Source organism: Nostoc linckia z4, from assembly GCF_002608075.1.
In the GTDB taxonomy this organism is placed as follows: Bacteria; Cyanobacteriota; Cyanobacteriia; order Cyanobacteriales; family Nostocaceae; genus Nostoc; species Nostoc linckia.
The window spans coordinates 91,969-114,366 of the sequence record NZ_LAHA01000002.1; the positions used below are offsets into that span (position 1 = coordinate 91,969).

Genomic DNA, 22,398 nt, shown 5'->3' on the forward strand with positions numbered 1-22,398 from the left:
TAAGAGAGTTTTTGCGTAAGTCCTAATTTATTTACTTAAAAGTTCTTAATTGTCTCTAAGACAATTAAATTTAATTTCTTCGGTGCTATTGGCAATGCTGCAATTGCTTTTCTTTAATTCTGTGTTGCTATTTAAGTTATTTAAATTAGTTAACTGTGACTGATGAATAAATTTTTGTATGATATTTTTTAGTTGAGTAGGTTGCTGTGGCAAGAATGTACTTGCATTCAGGAATGTATAGATTAATATAATTACTATCAAACTAGTACTAGCACCCAGTCCAATACCCAACAACAAAATAAAATTCCTGTAAGCTAAAAAATAGCTATCGATAATATTTTGCTTTTGACCAGCAGATGGCGATGACTCTAATCCCAGCAAACAGGAATTAATGGCTTCCAAAGCTTCGGCGGCAGATTGATAACGTTGACTATGGCGATCGCAAATCATTCTGTCTAAAATATCAGCAAAAGCATCGCTTACCTGTGCGTGATGCCGCCAAATTACTTCTCCTGTCTCAGGATCTTCTTGTAGTTGGCTTGGTACTAAGCCCGTGAGAGCTTGAATACCAATCATACCTACTGCATAGATATCGCTAGAAAGTTTTGGCTTTCCCTTGGCTTGTTCGCTTGGCATATAACCAGGAGTACCAACCACAACTGTTAAACCCGCTCCTAAAGCACCAATTTTTTTAATACTCCCAAAGTCAATTAACACAATCTTGCCATCGGAGTGTCGCCGCATTAAATTTTGGGGCTTAATATCTCGGTGAATAATGTTGTGTTCGTGAACGAAGACTAACACTTCCAAAATGTCTTTTAATAAAATCAAGACTGCATTTTCCCTCAGCCGTTGCCCTGGGATAATTTCTTGAGTCAAAGAATGACCGTCAATGTATTCTTGGACTAGATAAAAATCCCCACCTTCATCAAAATGAGCAAACAGTCTCGGAATTTGTTCGTGGTCGTTACCCAGCTGATATAAAACTTCTGCTTCTCTGACAAATAATTTTTTAGCGATCGCCCCCACCGCAGGATTAGAATCTTTTGGGTGGAAATGCTTAACAACACAATGCGGTCTTCCCGGTAGGTCTAGGTCTATGGCTAAGTATGTATCCCCAGATCCCCCGCTGCCCAATTGCTTGATGATTTCAAAGCGATTCCTAAGTGTTTTTCTAACAAAACTCTGATGATATCTATTACGTATTACACTTGCTAAAGAGTAGTTTTTACCTGATTCTGGGCTTTCTAACACTTTAACGGTCTCAAAGCTACTCCTGAATGTTTTTCTAATGAGAGGGTTCTGGCTCATGTGGCGTATATTATACTGCTAATTGCTGACCATTCAGAGGTTCTTATAGCTTGGGTGAGAAAATGAATACTCGCCCCTTGATTTGTCAATTTTGAGGCAATTATCTTCCCGTTCATATAGCTTGGAGGCAGCTTTATGATTGGGCTGGAAATTGAATTTTTTATTTATAAATAAATATAAATAATACAAGTTTTGACGAATAAAGTAAATGCAATACCCTAACTCATGAAAACTCTATGTCTTTATATTAGTATAAAAAGCAATAAGTAACACGGAATAGATAACAGGCAATAGCTTGAAAGTTTATTATCCAGCTTTTACGAGCGATTTACGTCTTGACAGAACTACACCACTCCTGATTTCAGTCTTCGGGAGTGGAGACTTGAATTACCCAGTTCCTTGCTATAAAATTCCAAATTGGTATCACTGAATACTGAAAATAAAAAAGCCTCCAAAGGAGGCTTGTAAAGTTGTTCGCGTGGAGTGAACAACTAATAACTAATTAATACTCACAGCAAATACAGTAATCCGAACAAAATAATCCAAATCACATCAACAAAGTGCCAGTAAATTTCAGCGGCTTCAATGCCAAAGTGTTTTTCGCTACTGTAATGTCCCTGAACGCGCGATCGCCACAACACGGCCAGAATCGCTAAAACGCCGATGGTAACGTGCAGTCCGTGGAAACCAGTCAAAACATAAAATGCACTGGCAAATAAATTGGTAGTTAAACCAAATTCGAGATGAGTATATTCATATACTTGTCCTACCAGGAACACAGCACCCATCGCAGCGGTAATTGCTAGCCAAATCCGCGCTCCCTGCGTATCATTCTTTTTGATAGCAGTATCGGCATTGTGCATCACAAAACTACTAGCAATCAGGTTCACAGTGTTAACACCGGGTAGCAACAGTTCTAACTCTGGAGTACCTTCTGGAGGCCAAACAGGTATGGTAGCACGGAAAGCCAGATAGGCTCCGAATAGTCCCATAAAAATCATTCCTTCAGCAATCAGGAAGACAATTAGCCCAAACAAACGATGGTCTGGATGTTCTTCATGATGGCCGACAGCTGCTTCTGCTGTATGGTGATGATTCAGTTCAGTTTTAGCTGGGTCAATTGTCTGACTTTGCATGAATCTTGATAAATGTAGATTGGGGAATAGGGCATGGGGCATGGGGTATGGGGCATGGGGAAGTAGGGGAGAAGTTAGAGTAAGTCTTTGCTCTTGTCTTCTTTCCATACCCAATGCCCAATGCCCAATGCCCCAATAAATTTATTTCCGATCTTCCGGATTAGCAGCAACCGCTGGGTCGGGTTTTGCTCTTAATACGGAGTTTGGGCCAGCAGACAAGACTGGATTGGGGTCAGATAAGGGTACACCTTCTTTAGCCTTTTCCAAGCCGTAGTCGTAGGGGCCTGTAACTAGTACTGGGGTGACTTCAAAATTTTCGATCGCTGGCGGTGAGGTAGTCATCCACTCTAAGGTTAGTGCCCTCCAGGGATTATTACCAGCTTTTTCTCCGTACAACCAACTCCAAATTGCATTGATAATGAAGGGAAATGTGGAGACTGCCAGGATATAAGCACCATAGGTGCAGATTTCATTGAGTAAAGTAAATTTGGGATCGTACTGAGCAATACGGCGGTTCATGCCCATCATCCCTAGTTTGTGCATGGGTAAGAAGGTCATGTTTAAACCGACGATTGTCAAGGCAAAGTGAACTTTACCCCAAAATTCATTGAGCATTCGTCCCGTCATTTTCGGGAACCAGTGGTAAATCGCTGCGTAAATGCCCAGAACGCTACCACCAAACAAAACGTAGTGCAAGTGTGCCACTACAAAATAGGTATCGTGGACGTGAATATCAAAGGGTACTGCTGCTAGCATCACACCACTGATACCACCAATCACAAAGGTACCAACAAAGCCCATTGCGAATAGCATAGGGGAGTTGAGTTGAATTTTTCCGCCCCACATGGTTGCCAACCAGCTGAATATTTTAATACCAGTGGGTACGGCGATGATCATGGTGGTGATCATAAAGAACATCCGCAGCCAACCGGGGATACCACTGGTAAACATGTGGTGTGCCCAAACGATTAGCCCTAAAAAACTGATGGCCAGGGAAGAGTAGGCGATCGCTTTATAACCAAAAATTGGCTTGCGAGAATGCACGGGGATAACTTCTGAAATTGCCCCAAAAAAAGGCAAAATCATAATGTAAACTGCTGGGTGCGAGTAAAACCAGAACATGTGCTGGTAAACAACAGGATCGCCGCCCCCAGTGGGATTAAAAAATGTCGTCCCGGCAAATAAGTCAAAAGCCAGCAGAATCAAACCTGCTGCTAACACTGGCGTAGATACCAGAGTCAAGGCTGAAGTGGCAAACATCGCCCAGCAGAACAAAGGCAATTGATTGAATCCCAAGCCTGGGATACGCATCCTCAGCAATGTGACGAGGAAATTAATTGCCCCCAAAATCGATGATGTACCGAGTAGGAGGACACTCATAATCCAAATTCCCTCACCTACTTGACCTGTTACCAAGCTCAGGGGAGGGTAGGAAGTCCAACCTGCATCGGGGGCATCACCGACCACTAAACTAGCGATGAGCAACAAACCGGAAGGCGGAATCATCCAAAAAGCAACAGCATTCAAGCGTGGGAATGCCATATCCTTGGCCCCAATCATCAAGGGGATCAAGAAGTTAGCAAAACCCGCACCAGCTGGCACGATCCACAAAAAAATCATGATTGTAGCGTGCAGCGTAAACAAGCTGTTGTAGACTTCTGGGGTGACAAAATCTACTTCTGGCGTCCGTAGTTCTGTACGAACTAAGTCAGCCAACACGCCACCAATACAGTAAAAAATGAATGTGGTGACTAGATATTGAATCGCAATTACCTTATGGTCGGTATTAAAGGTAAAGTAATCTTGCCATTTCCTCACTGGTGGTTCTTCACCATGAGCGGGAATATTGGCAGTTTCTTGTAACTGAGCTTGTGTCATAGGAGTGAGTCATTAGTCATTAGTCATTAGTCATTAGTCATTAGATTTTGACTAAATGACATATTGACTAGTGGTGAATTTGATGGAGCATTTCTGGTTGAATTCCCATATCCTTTGTGTAGGGGGCAAGAAATTCATGTGGGGATAAATCCGCAGGGTTAAGGGCAACAGCTTTATTTAGAGTTTCTTTACTGGCAACTAACTGCTCTTGTTGCCATTGCTCAAATGCTTCTTGTGGCTCAACTACCACTGTTGTTCTCATAGCGCCGTGGTATGGGCCACAAAGTTCAGCACAAATTAGAGCATAATCACCTACTGTGTTGGGTGTGAAGCGAATCTCACTTTGCCTACCGGGGATTGCATCTTGTTTGAGACGGAACTCTGGCACCCAGAAAGCGTGGATCACATCGTTGGCTGTCATATTAATTTGCACTTCTTTACCGATGGGAACGTGCAGTTCACCTGTGGTTATCCCAGTTTCTGGATATGTGAAAATCCAGGCATATTGTAGACCGGTGACGTTGACTTGCAATGCTGCTGGTTTACCTGCTTTATCGGGACTGCCTCCAATTGTGGGAGCAACACTACCGACACCTGGAGCATCCCGCTTTTGGGGAATTTGGTCAGCATTGCGGACTTCTGCTGTCGCTGGGTCTTGCATAGCCTCATCAGATTTTTCTTGATTGAGGTTGGGTTCGGTGCTAGGAGGTGTATCGCTCAATGTTGCAGCTATGGCACTTCCATGCCCAGGCATTGTCATCGACTGTTGTTGAGTAATCGGGGCTTCATGGATGGCATGAGGATCGAAGCCACCGATTTCGTTGTACACATCAAAACTGTAAACAGAAATACCGATAACGATAATTGCTGGGATCGCCGTCCAGAGTATTTCTAAAGGTACATTGCCCTCAACTGGTGGCCCGTCTTCATTATCACCTGCACGCCGACGGTATTTAAATGCAGAGTAAATCAAAACACCTTCGACTATCAGAAATATACCTGTAGAAACGACCATCATCGCATTGAATAGACCATCGACTAAGACGGCTTCATCAGTGGCTGCTGCTGGCAACAGACCATGATTTTGACCGTACCAAATACTGGTGAGGGTTAGCACGATGCCAATGAGTAATGTCCATATTGAACTTGGAATCTTCACGGCTTACTTGATTGAATTTACTACGTTATCTTAAAGCTGCTCACTTACTAAGGTAGTCTAGGCTATGAGACATAGAGTTCAATTATCTGAAATTTTTATTAATTTTTTTGACTATCTTACTAATTTTGAGTACAAGGTGACTAACAGATATTCCCAAAAATAGATGCAAATCAGTAGAAAAATTTAAGGAAAAATTTAGGATGGTTAAATTAACTGCCACCAATAAATTTTTCACATCTTGAAAAATACCTAAAGCTTCAGGCAAAACATAGCGAGAGTGATTCAAAGTATAAGTGAGTGCCAATCTATAAACCCCTAGAGTATACGCTAGGGTGGAGATGGGGAGGACACTTGCTTGTCGGGGTTCCCCCGCTCTTGCAAAGTGTCTGTTCAGTATTGAAAATTAAGAATCTATTAGAGATCCACCAAGAGCGGGCAGAAGGTACTGTTCATGAATGAAATTGTCCTACAACAACAAAATGAAGCGGCTCTTCAGCAACAAAAGCCCAAGGAAATGATTCGTCGCTTGGTGTGGAGAATGTGCATAGCCACTTTGATTTTGATGGCGATAGGTTCTGCCACCCGCGTGATGAATGCTGGGCTTGCTTGCCCAGATTGGCCCTTGTGCTATGGCGAATTGGTGCCAGCCAAGCAAATGAATTTCCAGGTATTCTTAGAGTGGTTTCACAGATTAGATGCTGCCTTAATTGGTGTCAGCGCGATCGCACTTTTTGGTTTATCCTGGTGGCACCGTCGCTCGCTACCCAGTTGGCTGCCTTGGGCATCTACATTCGCCCTGTTTCTCATCGTCTTCCAAGGTGTCTTAGGAGGACTCACCGTCACCGAATTGTTGCGGTTTGATATCGTTACCGCCCATCTCGGAACGGCGTTATTGTTTTTTACCACTCTGTTGATTATCGGCACCGCACTCACACCCTATCAGGGGACTGGAACCGTTGGTAAGTTGCCTTGGGTCGGTTTAACTGCTGCTGTTTTGGTTTACCTGCAAAGTCTCTTAGGTGCTTTAGTAGGATCTCGTTGGGCGCTACACCAATGCTTCGGCGATTCTCAACTTTGTACCGTAATGTACAGCCATATTGCTGGTTTGGTGCCGCCAACTGTGGCAACCTTGGCAATGGTATTTTTCAGTTGGCGTACACCGGCGCTACATCCAGCCTTGCGGCGACTGGCAAATATGGCTGGCGCATTGTTGAGCTTACAAATTTTGTTAGGAGTCGCCACTTTCAAATTACACCTCCAAGTCGAACCTCTCACTGTGTCTCACCAAGCTGTAGGAGCTGCTTTGCTTGGTACTTTAGTGGCTTTCACAGTTCTCTCATTGCGTGATTCAGTTAGTGCTGAGTCACGAGTGCTGAGTGCTGAGTAAGGAGACAAGGTGACAAGGGGACAAGGAGAATAAATCCTCACTCCTAACTCCTAACTCAGCACTGATAATGGGACCCACGAAGGTGTGAAAAAGTATTTTCGTTCGGCCGAAAGAGCCAGCTTGAGCGGGGGCTGCATATAAGTTATTGAAAAATAAGGAACCAGAGTCAACATGATTGAGACTAATGTCTCTCGCCACCACCAAACTTTTATCCAAGTAATTCAAAGTTACTACCAGCTAACTAAACCTCGGATTATTCCGTTGCTTTTGATTACCACAGCTGGCAGTATGTGGATTGCTGCTAAGGGACAGGTAGACCCATTGCTGTTACTAGTAACTCTGACTGGTGGCACTCTGGCTGCTGCAAGCGCCCAGACAATTAATTGTATCTACGACCGGGATATTGATTATGACATGGAGCGGACTCGTCATCGCCCCATGCCTTCCGGTAAGGTGCAGCCGCGCGATGCTCTAATTTTTGCGATCGCTCTAGCAACACTTTCGTTTACACTACTGGCAGTTTTCGCCAATTTGTTAGCTGCGGTGCTAGCTTTCTCTGGCATCGTCTTTTATGTTTTGGTCTATACCCACTGGCTAAAACGCCACAGCACCCAAAATATTGTCATTGGTGGTGCGGCTGGAGCAATTCCAGCTTTGGTGGGTTGGGCTGCTGTCACCGGCACTTTAAGCTGGGCAGCATGGTTAATTTTTGCCATCGTCTTTTTGTGGACACCGCCACATTTCTGGGCGCTAGCTTTGATGATTCGGGACGACTACGCAAAAGTCGGGATACCGATGCTACCAGTAGTTAAAGGGGATACGGCAACAGTGCGGCAAATTTGGTACTATACCTTGATTACTGTCGTTGCAACAGTGTTATTAGTTTATCCCTTAGGTGCGAGTGGAGTTTTTTATGCTGCGATCGCTCTGAGTTTGGGAGGATTATTTATCCACAAATCTTGGCGATTGTTGCAAAATCCAGAAGATCGTACTGTCGCTAGAGAGTTATTTCTCTATTCCATTTCCTACATGATGCTGTTGTGTCTGGGAATGGTAATTGATAGTTTGCCTATTACTCATCATCTAATTAGTGCAGTAATTAATAGACTGCATTTTATTAGTTAAGGCGAGAAAAATTAATGCGATCGCGTTTGGTAAAGTGGCGCGATCGCATTTTTATAAATTAAAAATTATAAGTAAAATTTTAACTATCACAAAATTGATTAAAAAGCTGAATGAAGTTGTAAAAAATATAAATGTTGACAAATTACATTCGTACAGCAATGCACAAAGCAACTTACGAGTTGCTTGAAGATGGAACTTTCTATGGCGAAATTCCAGAATGTCAAGGAGTTTGGGCAAACGCTACAACACTAGAAGCTTGCCGAGAAGATTTGCAAGATAGTCTAGAAGGATGGATTTTACTGGGATTGCGTTTGGGTCATACTCTACCCATACTTGATGGGTAAGTTATCTAATTCACGAAACTCGATCAAATACTATTGCAATCACTCTCTGAGCAAAAATCAATTCAAGCCTAACCACTAGAAATGTTCAGATAACTTGTCTTCAGGACTGCGCTCATAATCCATATCATTATCATTACTCATATCATCATTGTAAACATCTCCTTCAGGTAGTGTTGTTCCCCTTATGTCCGCCTTCGGCTGTATCACACCATACTGGTCTTTACCATAAATATCTGTCCCAGTTAAGTCAGCATCAGTTAAGTCAGCATACTTCATATCTGTATCATCCAATTTGACGTGACTAAAGTTCGTACCCTTTAGAGAGGCATTACTGAGATTAGCACCTCTTAAATTAGCCCCACTTAAATTAATACTATTGAGATTAAAGCCACTCAAGTTTGTGTGGCTCAAATTGGCACCAGTCAAAATGATATTACTTATATTAGTGTCTTGAAAGTTGGCTTGAGTTAGGTTAGCTTGGCTAAGATTAGCTTGGCTAAGATTAGCTCCACTGAGATTTACTTTAGTTAATTCGGCATTAATCAGGTCAGCATTATTAAGGTTGGCTCTGCTAAGGTCAGCGTAATTAAGATTGGCTCTAGTAAGATTCACTTTACTGAGATCAGTATCAGTTAGGCTGGCGCCTTCTAGCCTCGCATTAGTAAGATCAGCATTCATAAGCTTGACTTCACGTAAGTCGACCCAACTCAAATTTGCGTTTCTGAGTTTGGCATTCGTCAAGTCTGCTTGTCTTAAATTAGCTCTAACTATATCTGTATCATGTAATTTTGCTCCTTTTAAGATTGCTCTACTGAGGTTTGCCCATCTCATATCTGCTTTGTCTAGGTCAGCCTCACTGAGATCAGCCTCAGTCAGTTCGGCATAGCTCAGTTTTGCAGAAACTAATTTAGCTGAACTAAGCTTTGCTGCTCTTAGGCTCGCAGAATTTAGGTTGACCCCTTCCATATTTGCTTGTCCCAAGTCTGCTTGATCCAAATTTACCTTGCTTAAATCAGCCTTTTGTAGGATGGCTCTAGCAAGAATAGCTCTAGTTAGGTTTACGCCGCTTAAGTTTACACTACTGAGATTTGCCTCTGTCAGGTCTACTCCAGAAAAGTCTCTCTCTCCAGCTTGATATTTTTGTAAAATTTCATCCTCTTTTACTCGTGCTGAGGAGACAGCTACAAGTGGAAACAGCTCGCCTAAGTCACAGTGGAAGTACTCGCACAAAACCGCAGCCGTGTTACAGTCAATACGGTCAAACTCTTCCTTGTAAAGCCTCCCAATGGCATTAACACTAATACCAGTTATTTTGGCTAGTTGGTATTGGGATAAATCCCCTTTTTCCATAAAATCCTTTAACCTACAGCAAATTTTTCTCATAAATTCTCTATTCAGTACTTAAAACTTAATCAAGAAGTCTATAACAATATCACCACTAGCAGATATTAGTAACGCTTCCGTAATAACACTAAATAAACTAATAACGCTAGTGTTGACAAAGTAACATTGGTAAAGTAATCTGTATATATTCGGCTGTAAAAAGCCAAAAAAATGCCCCCAAGGTTTCAACTTGGTAGGCATGTTTTCAATTATTTATTTTGTACTCCTATTATGACGCAAAATTCCTTCGTTTCATCCAATGCCCAGTTTCCTACACCTGATCAAGTTCTAATCCTTGATACAGAAACCACAGACTTAGACGTTAAGACAGGGCAGGTTATAGAGCTAGGAGCTATTCTGTATTCGGTGAAACATCAAACCACCATTAAACAATATTCAGCTCTTCTCCCAGCACAGAATAATCCGGCAGAACATATAAACCGGATTAAGCCAGCACCGTTAATGGAAATAACAGAAGAACAAGTGGCTGAAAGTGTGTGGATGATAACTGAGATGGCAAAGAAGGCGCAAGTTATTGTGGCACACAATGCTGAGTTTGACCAGAAGTGGTTTGGTTCTTCAAATAATGGAAAAAGTCTGCTACCTGTTTTATTGAACTCTAAAAATGAACCACTTCGTTGGGTTTGTACCTGTACTGAATTTGAATGGCCTCGTCAAATCCGATCTGGTCAATCTCTTATTGAATTAGCAGCAGCGCATGATATTGGTATTTTTGGAAATCATAGGGCATTAACAGACTGTCAATTGATCGCATATCTTTTTGATCGGATGGAGAACCTGAACGCCATGTTTCAAATGGCGTTAAGACCGAAAGCTTACTTTAAAGCTCTTGTAACCTATGACAATAGGGAACTTGCAAAAAAGGCAGGTTTTAAATGGATTCCTAACCTTAAGAGTTGGGTGAAAAAAATGGCTGTCGATGATACCAAAGAACTTCCTTTTATGGTAAACCAAATTGAATTTTGTCAGTAATCTAGACGAAGTTCATTTATTTCCTGAAATAAAGCGATTGCACCTATGTTATCTCACTCTTTGGCTAGAGGTGCGATCAATTTTTAACTTTAAGTTAAGATAGGCTGTCCTTTTTAAGATAGCCTATATCTAACCTTCAGGAGTCTACAGTCTCAAGTCAATTTTGCTAGCGTAGTGCTATAGGGTTTATCACTTCCCAGCACGAGGTTTTAATATGGCTCATTTAAATCAGCGTCGCAGCCAAAATGTTAACGGCGATTTTTATGTAGATACTACTTGTATTGATTGTGATACCTGTCGCTGGATGACTCCAGAAGTGTTTTCCCGTATTGATGAACAGTCAGCAGTTTATCATCAACCAACAAATGAAGCCCAAACATTAGCAGCGCTAGAAGCACTTTTAGCTTGTCCTACTAGTTCTATTGGCACAATTGAAAAACCAAAAGATATCAAAGTTGCTCAAGAAAAGTTTCCAATTTTAGTAGAAGAAAATATTTATCATTGTGGCTATCATTCTGAAAAGTCTTACGGTGCTGCTAGCTATTTAATTCAACTTCCAGAAGGGAATATTTTGGTGGATTCTCCTCGATTTACGCCGCCTTTAGTCAAGCGTATAGAAGAGATGGGTGGAATTCGTTATATGTATCTAACTCACAGGGATGATGTCGCAGATCATCAAAAGTTTGCCGAGCATTTTCAGTGTCAGCGCATCCTTCACGCTGATGAAATTTCTGCGGGTACTCGCAATGTGGAAATACAGTTAACTGGTTTTGAACCGTTTACCTTGACTGAGGATTTATTAATTATTTCAGTTCCAGGCCACACCAAAGGACACACTGTTTTACTCTATAAAAACAAGTTTCTCTTTACTGGCGACCATCTCGCTTGGTCAGAAAGGTTGCAGCAACTAGTTGCATTCCACGATGTCTGCTGGTATTCTTGGCCAGAACAAACTAAATCAATGCGTAACTTGGCTAATTACTCTTTTGAATGGGTGCTACCAGGTCATGGACGGAGGTTTCATGCTGATAGAGAAACCATGCGCCAACAGATGCAAAAGTGTATTGAATTCATGGAATCTTTGAAGTAGATGTCAGTGTAAGCTTAAAGTTGGATAAAACTTGGCAAGTTTAGATTTTAAATTTTGAATCTTCAATCCAAAATCTAAAATCTAAAATTCGGTGATAAATTAACTTATGTACTGATGAGAATTTATCTTTATTGTTGGTTGAACCAATTTTCTAAATCAGCAACAGTAGTAAAATCTAGCAATGCTTCTCCTAGATTCTCTAATTGTTCAATAGATAATTCTTGAACTCGCTCGATTAATGAAGCATCAATTTCATCAAAACGACGATTGAGTAGACGCAGTATTAAGTTTTGTTCGCCTTCTTGTCTTCCTTCTTGTCTTCCTTCTTGTCTTCCTTCTTGTTTGGCTTGTTCTCTATCTCTTTGATAAAGTGGCTCTAATCGCATAATCAACTCCCGATCATCTGCTTCTAATTCTTGATTGACTCTCAAGTTTTCGCGCAAGTTATAGATTAATTCGAGTGTAGCTTTCTGGTATGGATGATTTAATGGTAACGCTTCCAACTCAATAATTGCTTGTGACTGTATGCTTCCCCTACCCAAAAGCCTTAACCATAAAGTCATAAAGTCTACCTCAAATTAGCTTTAAGTAGTCTATATTTACTATTGCTAATTTAACTGGGAAATTTGGAAATCGTAGCTTTAAAAAAATGCTTGACAAGCTTATTTTGTCTAAATTCTGCCTCTAGTTACAAGCGCATCAGAAATTTATTTCTTAAAATATCTCAAGCCATAACGGTCTTGATATTTGCTGATATAGTCTACATTTTGTTGCTCTAATTTTGACAACAATTTAGGTGAAAATTCTTTTGGTGAATATATGGGACGATACCAAGGTTGGTTATTAAAGTAAGCTTGTAATTCAGGCGTATCAAAACGGCGACCGTGGCTAGCAAATATCGAATTTCGCATAATATCTAATTCAAAACCGCTTTTACCATCTAAATCTGCATCGATGACAGGTCTTTGAGAAAGCCAAAAATAAGTATTAACAGTGGTGTTCTCATTTGGCGTTGTTAACTCAGTTGAAGAAGGTGTAGGTTGAGTGGAAATAGATGGAGTTGGTGTAAATTTTGGAGTTTCTATCACCGGACTAGGGATAGTTGATGGTGTTGGTGAAGGTGATATCGTTTTGTCTGTTATTTGTTGAGAAGGTTTTGTCAGCATTTGACCAATAATTACAGATGCACCAATTAATCCAGCTGCAATTAAACTACCGATGAGGATATTATTCTGACTATTATTTTGAGAACTTTGAGGAATTGGCTGTGGCTTTTCATGCACTGTTTGAGGTGGTGGTGCAGATACTAAAGTTGCTTGAGTTGAGACGGGTTGCGTGGGCAAAATTGGATTTGCTATGCTCTGCAAAGCATCTAGCATTGCTCTAGCTGTAGGATAGCGATCGCGTGGATGATAAGCAATGGCTCTGTCAATTATTCCTACCATCATGGGGCTAATATGACTGGCGTACTGTCGCCAAATAATTTCACCAGTTTGAGAATCTGTTTCTAATTGTTGCGCTACTCTACCAGTCAGTAAATAAATTATCGTCATTCCCAAACTATATAAATCACTCGAATAAACTGGTCTACCTGCGGCTTGTTCGCTAGGCATATACCCTGGTGTACCAATGACAATGGAACTGGTAGGATTTCCTTGGGAATTTACCACTGTTCCCATTGATTCCCGCACAGCACCAAAATCAATTAACACTGGTTTTCCGTCACGATAACGCACGATGATGTTATCGGGTTTGATGTCGCGGTGAACGATATTTTTCGAGTGGACGTAATCCAAAACAGGTAAAATATTCATGAATAATTCTAAAGCAGCAGCTTCACTAAATTGCCCTTGCTTTTGGAATTTTGCAGTTAAAGTATCACCTTCAACCCACTCCTGAACTAAATAAAATTCCCCACCTGAAGAGAAGTAAGCATACAACGCTGGAATCTGGTCATTTGCACCACCGAGTTCTTCTAAAATCGCTGCTTCCCGTTGAAATCTCTCTTGCACTATTTGATAAATTTGCGGGTTGTTGTGAATTGGTCTTAGTTGTTTGACCACACAACGGCGCTTTGAAGGCATATAAGTGTCTTCTGCGAGGTAGGTTTGGCCAAACCCACCAGCACCCAATGTCTGGATAACTTGATAGCGATCGTTGAGCAGCTGTATTGTCATAAAAGATTACCAGCAATATTCATAAGATAGTTTTCCCAAAACTACCTTCATTTCAAATCCAGTAACCCTTGTTCTTTCAATTTAGGATTAAAGCGAATTTCTACTTGCAAACTACGCGCTTCTAATTCTTTTAGGATTTCCGCTTCTACTCGCCGCGCCACATTTTTAATAACTTTTATTTTTGCTAATTCATCATTGGCTGGATTTTGGTAATTTGCCTGTTCTTCAGATGTCATTAATTTTTTGACATCAATGGGGTTAGTCCATTTTTCCTTATAATCTCCATTTCCTAGTGGCACACTACCATTTTCAACAATCCAAGCATTTTCAATATTTTCTAAAACCGTGCGACTGGGACGTTCTATAGTTTGAACTTTCACCCAATAACATTGCTGTGGTTGACGTATCAAATGCTGCTTCAGGCTGAGATAAACATCACGGGAATATCCGACAAATTGTAAAGTTTTTTCTCGGTTAAAGATAGCATACACGCCAATTTTACCTTGAAATTGTTCGGGGAGTTGGCCGCGATCGCCAATATAAGGAATGTATTCCAAACTTGCCAAAGCAGGAGTATTTGTTTCAGTAGCCATAAATCAAAAACTTGCTATTGCCTTTCTATTTCAAAATTTCTAGAGTAATCCTAAATCACTTAACTAAAATCTCTCTTATATCTCCTCTCTGCGTTCTCTGCGTCTGTGCGTGAAATTATTCTTCAAAATTTACGGTAAATAGCACAAAGGCGACTGGGTTTAAAAATCTTAGCACTAAACATGAAATTTGGTGGTACATTAATGATGATATATTCATCAGATTCATGATATTTTTCAAACTCTGCCGGCATTCCCTTAATAGTAGTTAAGCTATAAGGAACAGGCTGGAAAAGTAACTCCGTAAATTCAATTTTTTCACACTGTAATTGCTGGCATATTTGCTTTAAAAAAGCTTCACTAGTTAATAATTTGAATAAACTTTCTTTAGCTTGTGGTTCGAGAGTGAAACTCCCATCAAAGTTTTCAACTATTTTTAGAGGCATTTTATCTATAGATATTAATTAACAACTCAGTGATGACATAAATTTGGCAACATTTTGTACATGCTTATACCCAAATACTGAGAAACAAAGCCTACCTTTTTCAGTAGTTGAGCTTTGTGAAAATCGTCACTTTAAGATTAGCCTATTGGATTATGGTACTCAAAAGTAAGCTGACATGATTAAGAATCATGAAGTGTAAGAGGCTATTATTCCGATGGAGATTATCTTCGTACTAATCTCTATTGCTATCTTCCTCTAGCAGTTCTTCTGGTTCGCATTTCCAGACTTTTAGAGTCAAATCTCCACCAAGACTTACCATTGTTTGACCATCATTGCTAAAGACAACCTGCTCAATTCCACCTGAGTGGCCAGGGAGTGTTTGAAGCAGTTTCCCTGTTTCTCGATTCCGAATTTGCAAATCCCAAATACCTGTAGTCTCATCTTCAATGATTGTACAGAGGGTGTGTTTATCAGGAATTAGAATTGAATCTTTTGAACAGGATGGAAGCTTTTCTCCTGTCTCAATATTCCATACGTGAAGCACGTTATCTGTATCTTTACAAAGAACTATATTATCATTAAAGGTGATAGTGGAGGGTTTCATATAATAATTCGTGTCAGGTGTACCTCTATCCATTAATGAACTCATATCAAAATAATTAAATCGACGTTTTTCAAAAATCATTTTTGCATCAAACGATAATGATTTGAGGTTTTCTCCAGTATGAGAACTCCACAAACACAGAGAGTTTCTATAACGATATGAACTCACGAGTATCTGTCCATCTGGATTAAAAGTAAGTCCAAAAACATCTTCTTGAGAAATTGAATGCACAAGCTTCTGTAGCTTAAAATTCCAAATATGGATACTATTATCGTCGCTACTAGCAAGTAATTCATAATCAGGACTAAAGGTTACACAGTGAATAGAGGATGAATGTTCGGGAAGAGTAAAAAGTAATTCACCAGTGAATATATCCCAAATTCTAATTTTTTTGTCTTCACAACCAGCAGCAAGCAATTTACTATTCAGACTAATGTTAATAGGCTTCTCTTTACGATAATCATTAGCTATTCTTTCAGAAGGATTGAATAGCAAGTTTCCTGTTTGAGAATTATAAATTTTAATTGTATTGTATGAATCAGTAATCAGCAGCGTTCCGTCAATGCTAAAGGCATGAAAATTTTCTGATAGTTGATACAATGATTTTCCATTTACAGGGTTAAAAATAGTAATTTTACTATATTTATCCAGTTTCAAAAGTAGTTTTCCATCGGGACTAAATCCATCAAAATTATAAGTAAAAGCACGAATTAATTTTTCATTATTTAAATTCCAAATTTTAGTTACACCACCAATAGTATGGTTTTGATAATCAGGTTTAGTAAATGAATTGTAGTAGTAATATTTTTCTTTTTTGGGTACTTCAATTTCATAAGATTGGCTTATGCCAAGTAAGGTTTGTCCATCAGGGCTAATTTCAATTGAGTATAAAGAATCAGAAAATCCAGTAAAAGTATTTACACACTTCCAAACCTGAGCTTGTTGAAGCATTTTAATTTCCCTTTCATGCACTTGAAGCTGCTGCTGTTGTATCTCCTTGAGGAGGTCTAGATAGGGTTGAATAAAGGATGTGGCTGCTTCTAATGGCAATCCCAAATCCATTTGAAATAGCTGGGGTTCATAATAAGGGTCTACTTCAATCAAGTAATATAAATCTGCCAGAAATGCTGCCAGCAATTTATTTAAAACAACAATTAAATCACAAATTTCACAAAGAATTGTTTCATCACTAATTTCGGGGTTTTCAGCTTTTAATTGTTGAGAGAGCGATCGCCAATCTAAAGACTCTGTAATATTGAGGGTAGAGTGTCCGCTCAAACCTAGAAAACTGATATGAAAAAAAACTTTACGACTAGTAACGTTACTATAAATAATTGCTGTGGGAACTGGAGCCAAGATGTTTCTTAGCTGCTCAATTTCTAAATCAAACACAGCTTGACTGAAGAATCTACTGTAAAACCTAACTGGAGACTTTTTACTAGTATCAGGATAACGTTGCTGCATGAACTGTTTAAGTTCGTTTTCAACTTCCATCCCCAATTCTTCTTTTAAAAAAGCAGGACAAGCTTCACTTACTTCTGGCTTAGAAAGCAACATCAACAGGCGAAGTTGCTGCTGTCCATCAACCAAAATACTTTTTAACTCGGCGCGACTTAGAATAGTTGGTAGCTTCTCTCGATCCCAGTAACCCTGAAGATTAGTGAGTTGGATAGCGATTTCCTGCTCTTTGTGTTTTTGCAGTAATTCTCGGTATAAAGCACTTTGTTTAGCCTGAAAATCTCGGTCTACCCTCGCCATTGATTCCTGAAGCCGCAGCTTTTTATGCTCTAGTGCTAGCAGTTTTTCTCTATACTCAGAATTATCAATAGCAATTGCCTTTTGAATGTTTAGAGCAGTTTCTTGAATGTCTAACTCCTGTGCTTTGAGATCTGCTATGCGCTGCTGCTGCTCTCCAAGTACCTTTAAAAGAGACTCGTTGACATTTGTATTTGTACTATTGCTTGGTGAGTCTGAAATTTTGGGCTTCTTACGTTTCTCCCTCAACTCGTCACTCAAGAAAACAGCTACTAGCCGTTGTGCTACCCCCACAATTAAAGGAGTTACGTGGTTGGTGGCGATCGCTAAAATATGGGGTAACATCATACAATTATCTTTAGAGAGTCACAAAATTGCTATCAGGTAGAAAATTGTTTGTCTAAAACTCTCTAATCATCGCAATTTCCATTGCCGTCATCGTCATCACAAATATCATGATGGTCATCGTCGTGGTCGTCATGGTCGTGTTCATCGTGACTGTGGTCGTTGTGGTTATTCTCGCTATAACTAACCCCACCCTGGTCGCGAGAACCATCATAACCTCTGCGACGATTACGTAACTCGTCAGTTAAAGCATTCAAATCACTTCTTAGATTACTCATTACTTTCTGTCTTATTGGATACTTCAATTTTATGTGATGAATAACAATTTGAAAAAAGAATGGGACAAATATACATGCTCAAACTCTTATGATGTGTGGTTTTCTTAATGCGTGAATTTTGAATTGATATTAGTCTATTTATTGAGAGCAAATAAAAAAGGCAAAAGAAAATCTTCCTTTGCCTTTTTATCATTTAGATTTGAGTTTTATTCGTCGTCCAAATCGTCTTCGTCTTCGTCGTCGTCTTCGTAATATTCTTCGTCTGCAACTTCATCGGCGATTAAGTCATCGTCGTCATCTAAAATTGACCTTTCTGCACGTCGGCTACCATAACTAGGCTCTCCCAAAGTCGGAGCATCTAAATTATAGGTACGAGCTGTGCGGTCATCTAAGACCATATCAAGGGGGTCATCAACTTCATCTAAAACACTACTGCTGATATCAGTAGCATAATCATCGATGGCACTGGTTTCTTCATAGGTATTGTAGCCAGTACCAGCCGGAATCAATCGCCCGATAATCACGTTTTCCTTTAATCCCCGCAGCCAGTCAGATTTACCTTCAATGGCTGCTTCGGTAAGTACCCGTGTCGTTTCTTGGAAGGATGCAGCAGAAATAAAGCTGTCAGTGTTCAACGATGCTTTGGTAATCCCTAATAGTACTGGGGTATACTGTGCCCTAGCACCGCCTGTGATTGCCATTGCTTCGTTCACCTGCTCAACTTGGCGCAGTTCCACCAATTCGCCGGGAAGCATTGTAGTGTCACCACCATCATCAATCCTGACTTTGTTGGTCATCTGACGCACAATTACTTCAATGTGCTTGTCGGAAATATCAATCCCTTGAGACTGATACACCATTTGCACTTCGTTCACCAAGAATGTTTGGACTTTCTGCAAAGCATGGCTAGCACAAGCATAAACCCCGTCTTCGGAACCCAAGCTAAAGAAGATTTCCAAAATTTCATGGGGGTTAGATGGCCCATCAGTCAACGGTTGTCCGGCTGAGATGTGAGAGCCATCTGGGACAATTAAGTTTTGTCCAGGCCCCAGAGGATAATCTGTGACCACACCATTAGATTCTACGACCTTAATGGCGATCGCTTCATCACCATCACCGTAAACTACCTTGACTTCTCCCGCCCGCCGTGCTAAAATACATGCCTCTTTAGGTTTACGAGCTTCGAGCAATTCTTCAATCCGGGGCAAACCTTGAATAATGTCTCCGGTTTTGGCACGTTCAAATACCAACAACACCAAGTTATCACCCCGTTGCACCAAATCACCGTCTTCTATTTGTAAGACAGCACCAGGGCTGACTCGGTAGGGACGACCAAGGCGGATAGTAATAGCGTAGTTTTGAGTTTGGAGTGAGGAGTTAGCAGTTTCAGAATTAACTCCTAACTCTTCGCTCTTAACTCCTAACTTTTTAACATTCGTGACTTGCCCCGATTCTTCAGTAAAAATTCCAGTGGCAACTTCTGTACCTGCTACGAGTAAGTCACCCATCTTCACTTTCGGCTGAGTGCTGGTATTTACGGTAATCAAATCAGTTTCCCGCAACACCAAACAGCGACGAACATTTTCCGTTCCTTTTTGCACGCCGCGCACTATGCCCCCTTCTTTAGACAAGATTTGAGTGCGTGCGACTACAGAACCAGGGGCGATGGTTAGTCCATCTTGGACTTCTAGTGTTGTCTGGGTGCTACCTTGGGTGGCATCAGCAGTAATGTCTCGACGAATTACCAAGGATTCCAAAATCACCAGTTGCAAGCGTTGAACTTCTGGATCTTCCGTATCCTGTACCAATTCAATATCTGCTGCTAGGGGGGAGGCGTTGTGGTCTTGTTGTTCGCCTTCTTGTTCGATTTCCAGCACTAGCTGGGTTCGCAGCAGTTCCACACCTTCTACGGATTTCACTCTTTCGGAATCCTTATAAGGTAGCCGCTGTACTGCGCGTAACTGAATAGAACGCCCAGTTTGTTGACTTACGGATGTGGTTGATGGTACATCGGGATTGTTGGGTACGGCGAACTCCACAACTGGACGACTTAACAGCGCTGGGCCTTCTGGTGTCTCCACATACTGGATATAGCGTAATTCCGTGGCGACAGTGCCTTGAAACTCCTCGCCTGGTTGGACGAAGGTGTTATCTCGTCCCATAACTGCTTCAGGATCGTCCACCATCAGTAGTTCCCCTGGCTTGACGACTACTTCCCGTAGGATGTCGTTTTTCTGGGTAACTTCAATGACACCACTGTTTTGGCAGAAGATATCCTTCACAACTTCGGTGCCAGCTTCCACAAACTGACCGTCTTCTACTAACAACAAGGAGATATCTTTATTAACTTCGTGGGTTTCTTCCGGAATCCACAACAGCGTACCGCCTTGGACAACTTCGTAACCCAGTTTGGCTTTGCCTTTTTTCTGGACTTCCACCCCTGCGAATTTCAAAAATCCACCAGTGGTTGTGCGATAGCGGTCGTCAATTAACTCAGCTACCACTTGACCATTTTGCACTTTTGTGCCTGGTGTGGCGCGGAGGTTAAATACTTGGTTGTTGCCAGTGGAAACTAAGTAGTTATTGCGGCCTTGGGAACTTTGGACTGTTACCGTTGCTTGGTCTAAGACCACAGAAGCAGTGATAATCTCAATTTCCCTGGTACTCTTACCTGGGGTAGCTTCGGGCAAACGCACCACACCACCGTGGAGAGTAGTTAATTTGGTTTCTGCTAATACTCCATTAGAAGCGATCGCATCACCATTTTTTACTACCAATTCGGCACCAGGCGGCAAGTTGTAAACTTCACCCGACAAAATCCAAATCAAACCACCCCGTGCGGCTGTGGTTGTGGTGTTGCCTTGGCGGTCGGTTTTTTGTTCTGGAACAACTTCGGCAAATTGCACTTCCCCTGCCAAGTCAGATGCTACATCTTTAACAGCTTTTTCAGTATTAGTCCGAGTTGTACGTCCACCAAGGGCGACTTCTGCCAACAACTGGCCTTGTTTTACTTGATTGCCATCAAATACATATAATGTAGAACCTTGAGTGAGCTGCACCTCTTGGTTAGCTGGGGTAGCATCGCCTTCTTTTTTCGGTTCCAAAATTATGACGCCATTGGCCTCAACATACAAGGCATCTTCACCGTGGCGGGTACGGTATTGTCTTGTCCGCAATTTGCGGGGAATTTTCACAGTCCCATCAATTTTAGAACGGACTTGTTGTGCCACTTCCCCGGTAAACACACCACCTGTGTGGAATGTCCGCATGGTTAGCTGGGTGCCTGGTTCGCCGATACTTTGGGCGGCAATAATCCCCACAGCTTCGCCCAAGTCCACCATCTTGGCGTGGGCTAAACTCCAGCCATAACAATGTTGACACACAGAACGTGCAGCTTCACAAGTTAGGGGACTCCGCACTACAACCTCTCCCACCCCAGACCTGCCTATTTCCTTGGCCAAGTCGTCAGAAATTGGGGTGTTGCGTGGTGCAATCACTTCTTTTGTGACTGGATGCACCACGTCTTCGCCAATTACCCGTCCCATTAAGCGATTTGCCAGAGGAATTAAAGTTTTGGCACCTTCTGTCATTGGCCGAATGGGAATACCTCTAGTGGTGCCGCAGTCAAATTCCCGAATAATCACATCCTGGGATACGTCTACTAAACGTCGGGTGAGATAACCAGAGTCAGCCGTCCGTAAGGCGGTATCTACCAATCCTTTTCTCGCACCATAAGACGAAATAATGTATTCCGTCACCGTCAACCCTTCGCGGAAGTTGGTTTTGATGGGCAAGTCGATAATTTCCCCTTGGGGATCTGCCATCAGTCCCCGCATTCCCACCAATTGCCGGACTTGGGAGATGTTACCCCGCGCCCCGGAGAATGCCATCATGTAGACCGAGTTGAGGGGGTTAGTCTTTTTGAAGTGGACAACTACTTCATCTTTTAAGGCTTCACTGGTACCGTTCCAAGTATCAATTACCTTTTGGAAGCGTTCTACTTCAGTGATTTCACCTCGTTGGTAACGGGCTTCGGTGGCGCGAATTTCTTCTTCAGCTGCTTCTAGGAGCGATCGCTTAGTTGGTGGTACCATCAGGTCGTCTACACTAATGGAAACCCCTGCTCTAGTGGCGTAGCGAAAACCCAAATCTTTCAATTTGTCTGCCATGACTGCGGTTCGCGCCGTACCATAATGTGTAAAGGCCCAAGAAATCAAATTTCTCAGTTGACCTTTATCTACCACCCGATTGCGAAAAATCATTTTTTCAGTCATTAGTCATTAGTCCTGAATTAATAGTTAGGAGTTAGCAGTTAAAAGTGAGGAGTTAAAAGTGAGGAGTTAGGAATAATAACTCTTAACTCATAACTCCTAACTCATAACTCCTAACTCATCACT

The 22,398-nt window shown here is 41.4% G+C and carries 16 protein-coding genes and 1 pseudogene; 5 read left to right on the top strand and 12 right to left on the bottom strand.

Going from position 1 to position 22,398, the window contains the following annotated elements; genetic code table 11:
- Positions 1 to 45: 45 nt before the first annotated feature.
- The 4 genes from VF06_RS02725 to VF06_RS02740 all read right to left on the bottom strand — a co-directional run bounded on the left by VF06_RS02725 (position 46) and on the right by VF06_RS02740 (position 5,484).
- Positions 46 to 1,254 (bottom strand): serine/threonine-protein kinase, encoded by a 1,209-nt coding sequence (locus tag VF06_RS02725; RefSeq protein ID WP_244917964.1) that lies wholly within the window; start codon positions 1,252 to 1,254, stop codon positions 46 to 48.
- A 566-nt stretch (positions 1,255 to 1,820) separates the two neighbouring features.
- A complete protein-coding gene (locus VF06_RS02730) occupies positions 1,821 to 2,447 on the bottom strand; it encodes a cytochrome c oxidase subunit 3 (protein ID WP_099067192.1) in 627 nt (208 codons plus the stop codon).
- A gap of 141 nt (positions 2,448 to 2,588) precedes the next feature.
- The gene (ctaD, locus tag VF06_RS02735; protein ID WP_099067193.1) at positions 2,589 to 4,325 is read right to left on the bottom strand and encodes a cytochrome c oxidase subunit I; all 1,737 of its coding nucleotides are present in this window, start codon (positions 4,323 to 4,325) and stop codon (positions 2,589 to 2,591) included.
- Between the two features lie 67 nt (positions 4,326 to 4,392).
- Positions 4,393 to 5,484, bottom strand: coding sequence for a cytochrome c oxidase subunit II (locus VF06_RS02740; protein ID WP_099067194.1), 1,092 nt, complete (start codon positions 5,482 to 5,484; stop codon positions 4,393 to 4,395).
- A 451-nt stretch (positions 5,485 to 5,935) separates the two neighbouring features.
- Between VF06_RS02740 and VF06_RS02750 the strand changes: the two genes are divergently transcribed.
- From VF06_RS02750 to VF06_RS02760, 3 genes are all read left to right on the top strand, one after another.
- A complete protein-coding gene (locus tag VF06_RS02750) occupies positions 5,936 to 6,871 on the top strand; it encodes a COX15/CtaA family protein (protein ID WP_099067196.1) in 936 nt (311 codons plus the stop codon).
- 171 nt (positions 6,872 to 7,042) lie between these two features.
- Complete coding sequence (locus VF06_RS02755; protein WP_099067197.1) at positions 7,043 to 7,996, top strand: heme o synthase; 954 nt, start codon at positions 7,043 to 7,045, stop codon at positions 7,994 to 7,996.
- Between the two features lie 131 nt (positions 7,997 to 8,127).
- Complete coding sequence (locus VF06_RS02760) at positions 8,128 to 8,340, top strand: type II toxin-antitoxin system HicB family antitoxin (protein WP_099067198.1); 213 nt, start codon at positions 8,128 to 8,130, stop codon at positions 8,338 to 8,340.
- Positions 8,341 to 8,415: 75 nt separating this feature from the next.
- On the opposite strand, the gene VF06_RS02765 is transcribed toward VF06_RS02760, so the two are convergent.
- Entirely contained in the window at positions 8,416 to 9,723 is a 1,308-nt protein-coding gene (locus VF06_RS02765; protein ID WP_099067199.1) for a pentapeptide repeat-containing protein, read from the bottom strand.
- Positions 9,724 to 9,954: 231 nt separating this feature from the next.
- Here VF06_RS02765 and VF06_RS02770 point away from each other — a divergent pair, with 231 nt between their 5' ends.
- Both VF06_RS02770 and VF06_RS02775 read left to right on the top strand, forming a co-directional pair.
- On the top strand, positions 9,955 to 10,716 hold the full coding sequence (locus tag VF06_RS02770) for a 3'-5' exonuclease (RefSeq protein ID WP_180267243.1): 762 nt from the start codon (positions 9,955 to 9,957) through the stop codon (positions 10,714 to 10,716).
- 214 nt (positions 10,717 to 10,930) lie between these two features.
- Entirely contained in the window at positions 10,931 to 11,806 is an 876-nt protein-coding gene (locus VF06_RS02775) for an MBL fold metallo-hydrolase (protein ID WP_099067201.1), read from the top strand.
- Positions 11,807 to 11,934: 128 nt separating this feature from the next.
- On the opposite strand, the pseudogene VF06_RS02780 reads toward VF06_RS02775, so the two are convergent.
- The 7 genes and pseudogenes from VF06_RS02780 to VF06_RS02805 form a co-directional block, all read right to left on the bottom strand.
- Positions 11,935 to 12,366: pseudogene (locus VF06_RS02780) on the bottom strand (DUF4351 domain-containing protein); the annotation flags it as partial.
- Between the two features lie 147 nt (positions 12,367 to 12,513).
- Positions 12,514 to 13,983 carry a protein kinase domain-containing protein gene (locus VF06_RS02785; protein WP_099067202.1) on the bottom strand — a complete coding sequence of 490 codons (1,470 nt, stop codon included), beginning with the start codon at positions 13,981 to 13,983 and terminating at the stop codon, positions 12,514 to 12,516.
- Between the two features lie 47 nt (positions 13,984 to 14,030).
- Complete coding sequence (locus VF06_RS02790; protein ID WP_099067203.1) at positions 14,031 to 14,576, bottom strand: GIY-YIG nuclease family protein; 546 nt, start codon at positions 14,574 to 14,576, stop codon at positions 14,031 to 14,033.
- 122 nt (positions 14,577 to 14,698) lie between these two features.
- Entirely contained in the window at positions 14,699 to 15,019 is a 321-nt protein-coding gene (locus VF06_RS02795) for a hypothetical protein (protein ID WP_099067204.1), read from the bottom strand.
- Positions 15,020 to 15,251: 232 nt separating this feature from the next.
- Complete coding sequence (locus tag VF06_RS02800) at positions 15,252 to 17,726, bottom strand: hypothetical protein (protein ID WP_099067205.1); 2,475 nt, start codon at positions 17,724 to 17,726, stop codon at positions 15,252 to 15,254.
- Between the two features lie 62 nt (positions 17,727 to 17,788).
- Positions 17,789 to 18,001: a hypothetical protein gene (locus tag VF06_RS38875; RefSeq protein ID WP_099076639.1), complete on the bottom strand. Its 213-nt coding sequence runs from the start codon at positions 17,999 to 18,001 to the stop codon at positions 17,789 to 17,791.
- A 206-nt stretch (positions 18,002 to 18,207) separates the two neighbouring features.
- Entirely contained in the window at positions 18,208 to 22,275 is a 4,068-nt protein-coding gene (locus VF06_RS02805; protein ID WP_099067206.1) for a DNA-directed RNA polymerase subunit beta'', read from the bottom strand.
- Positions 22,276 to 22,398: the final 123 nt, after the last annotated feature.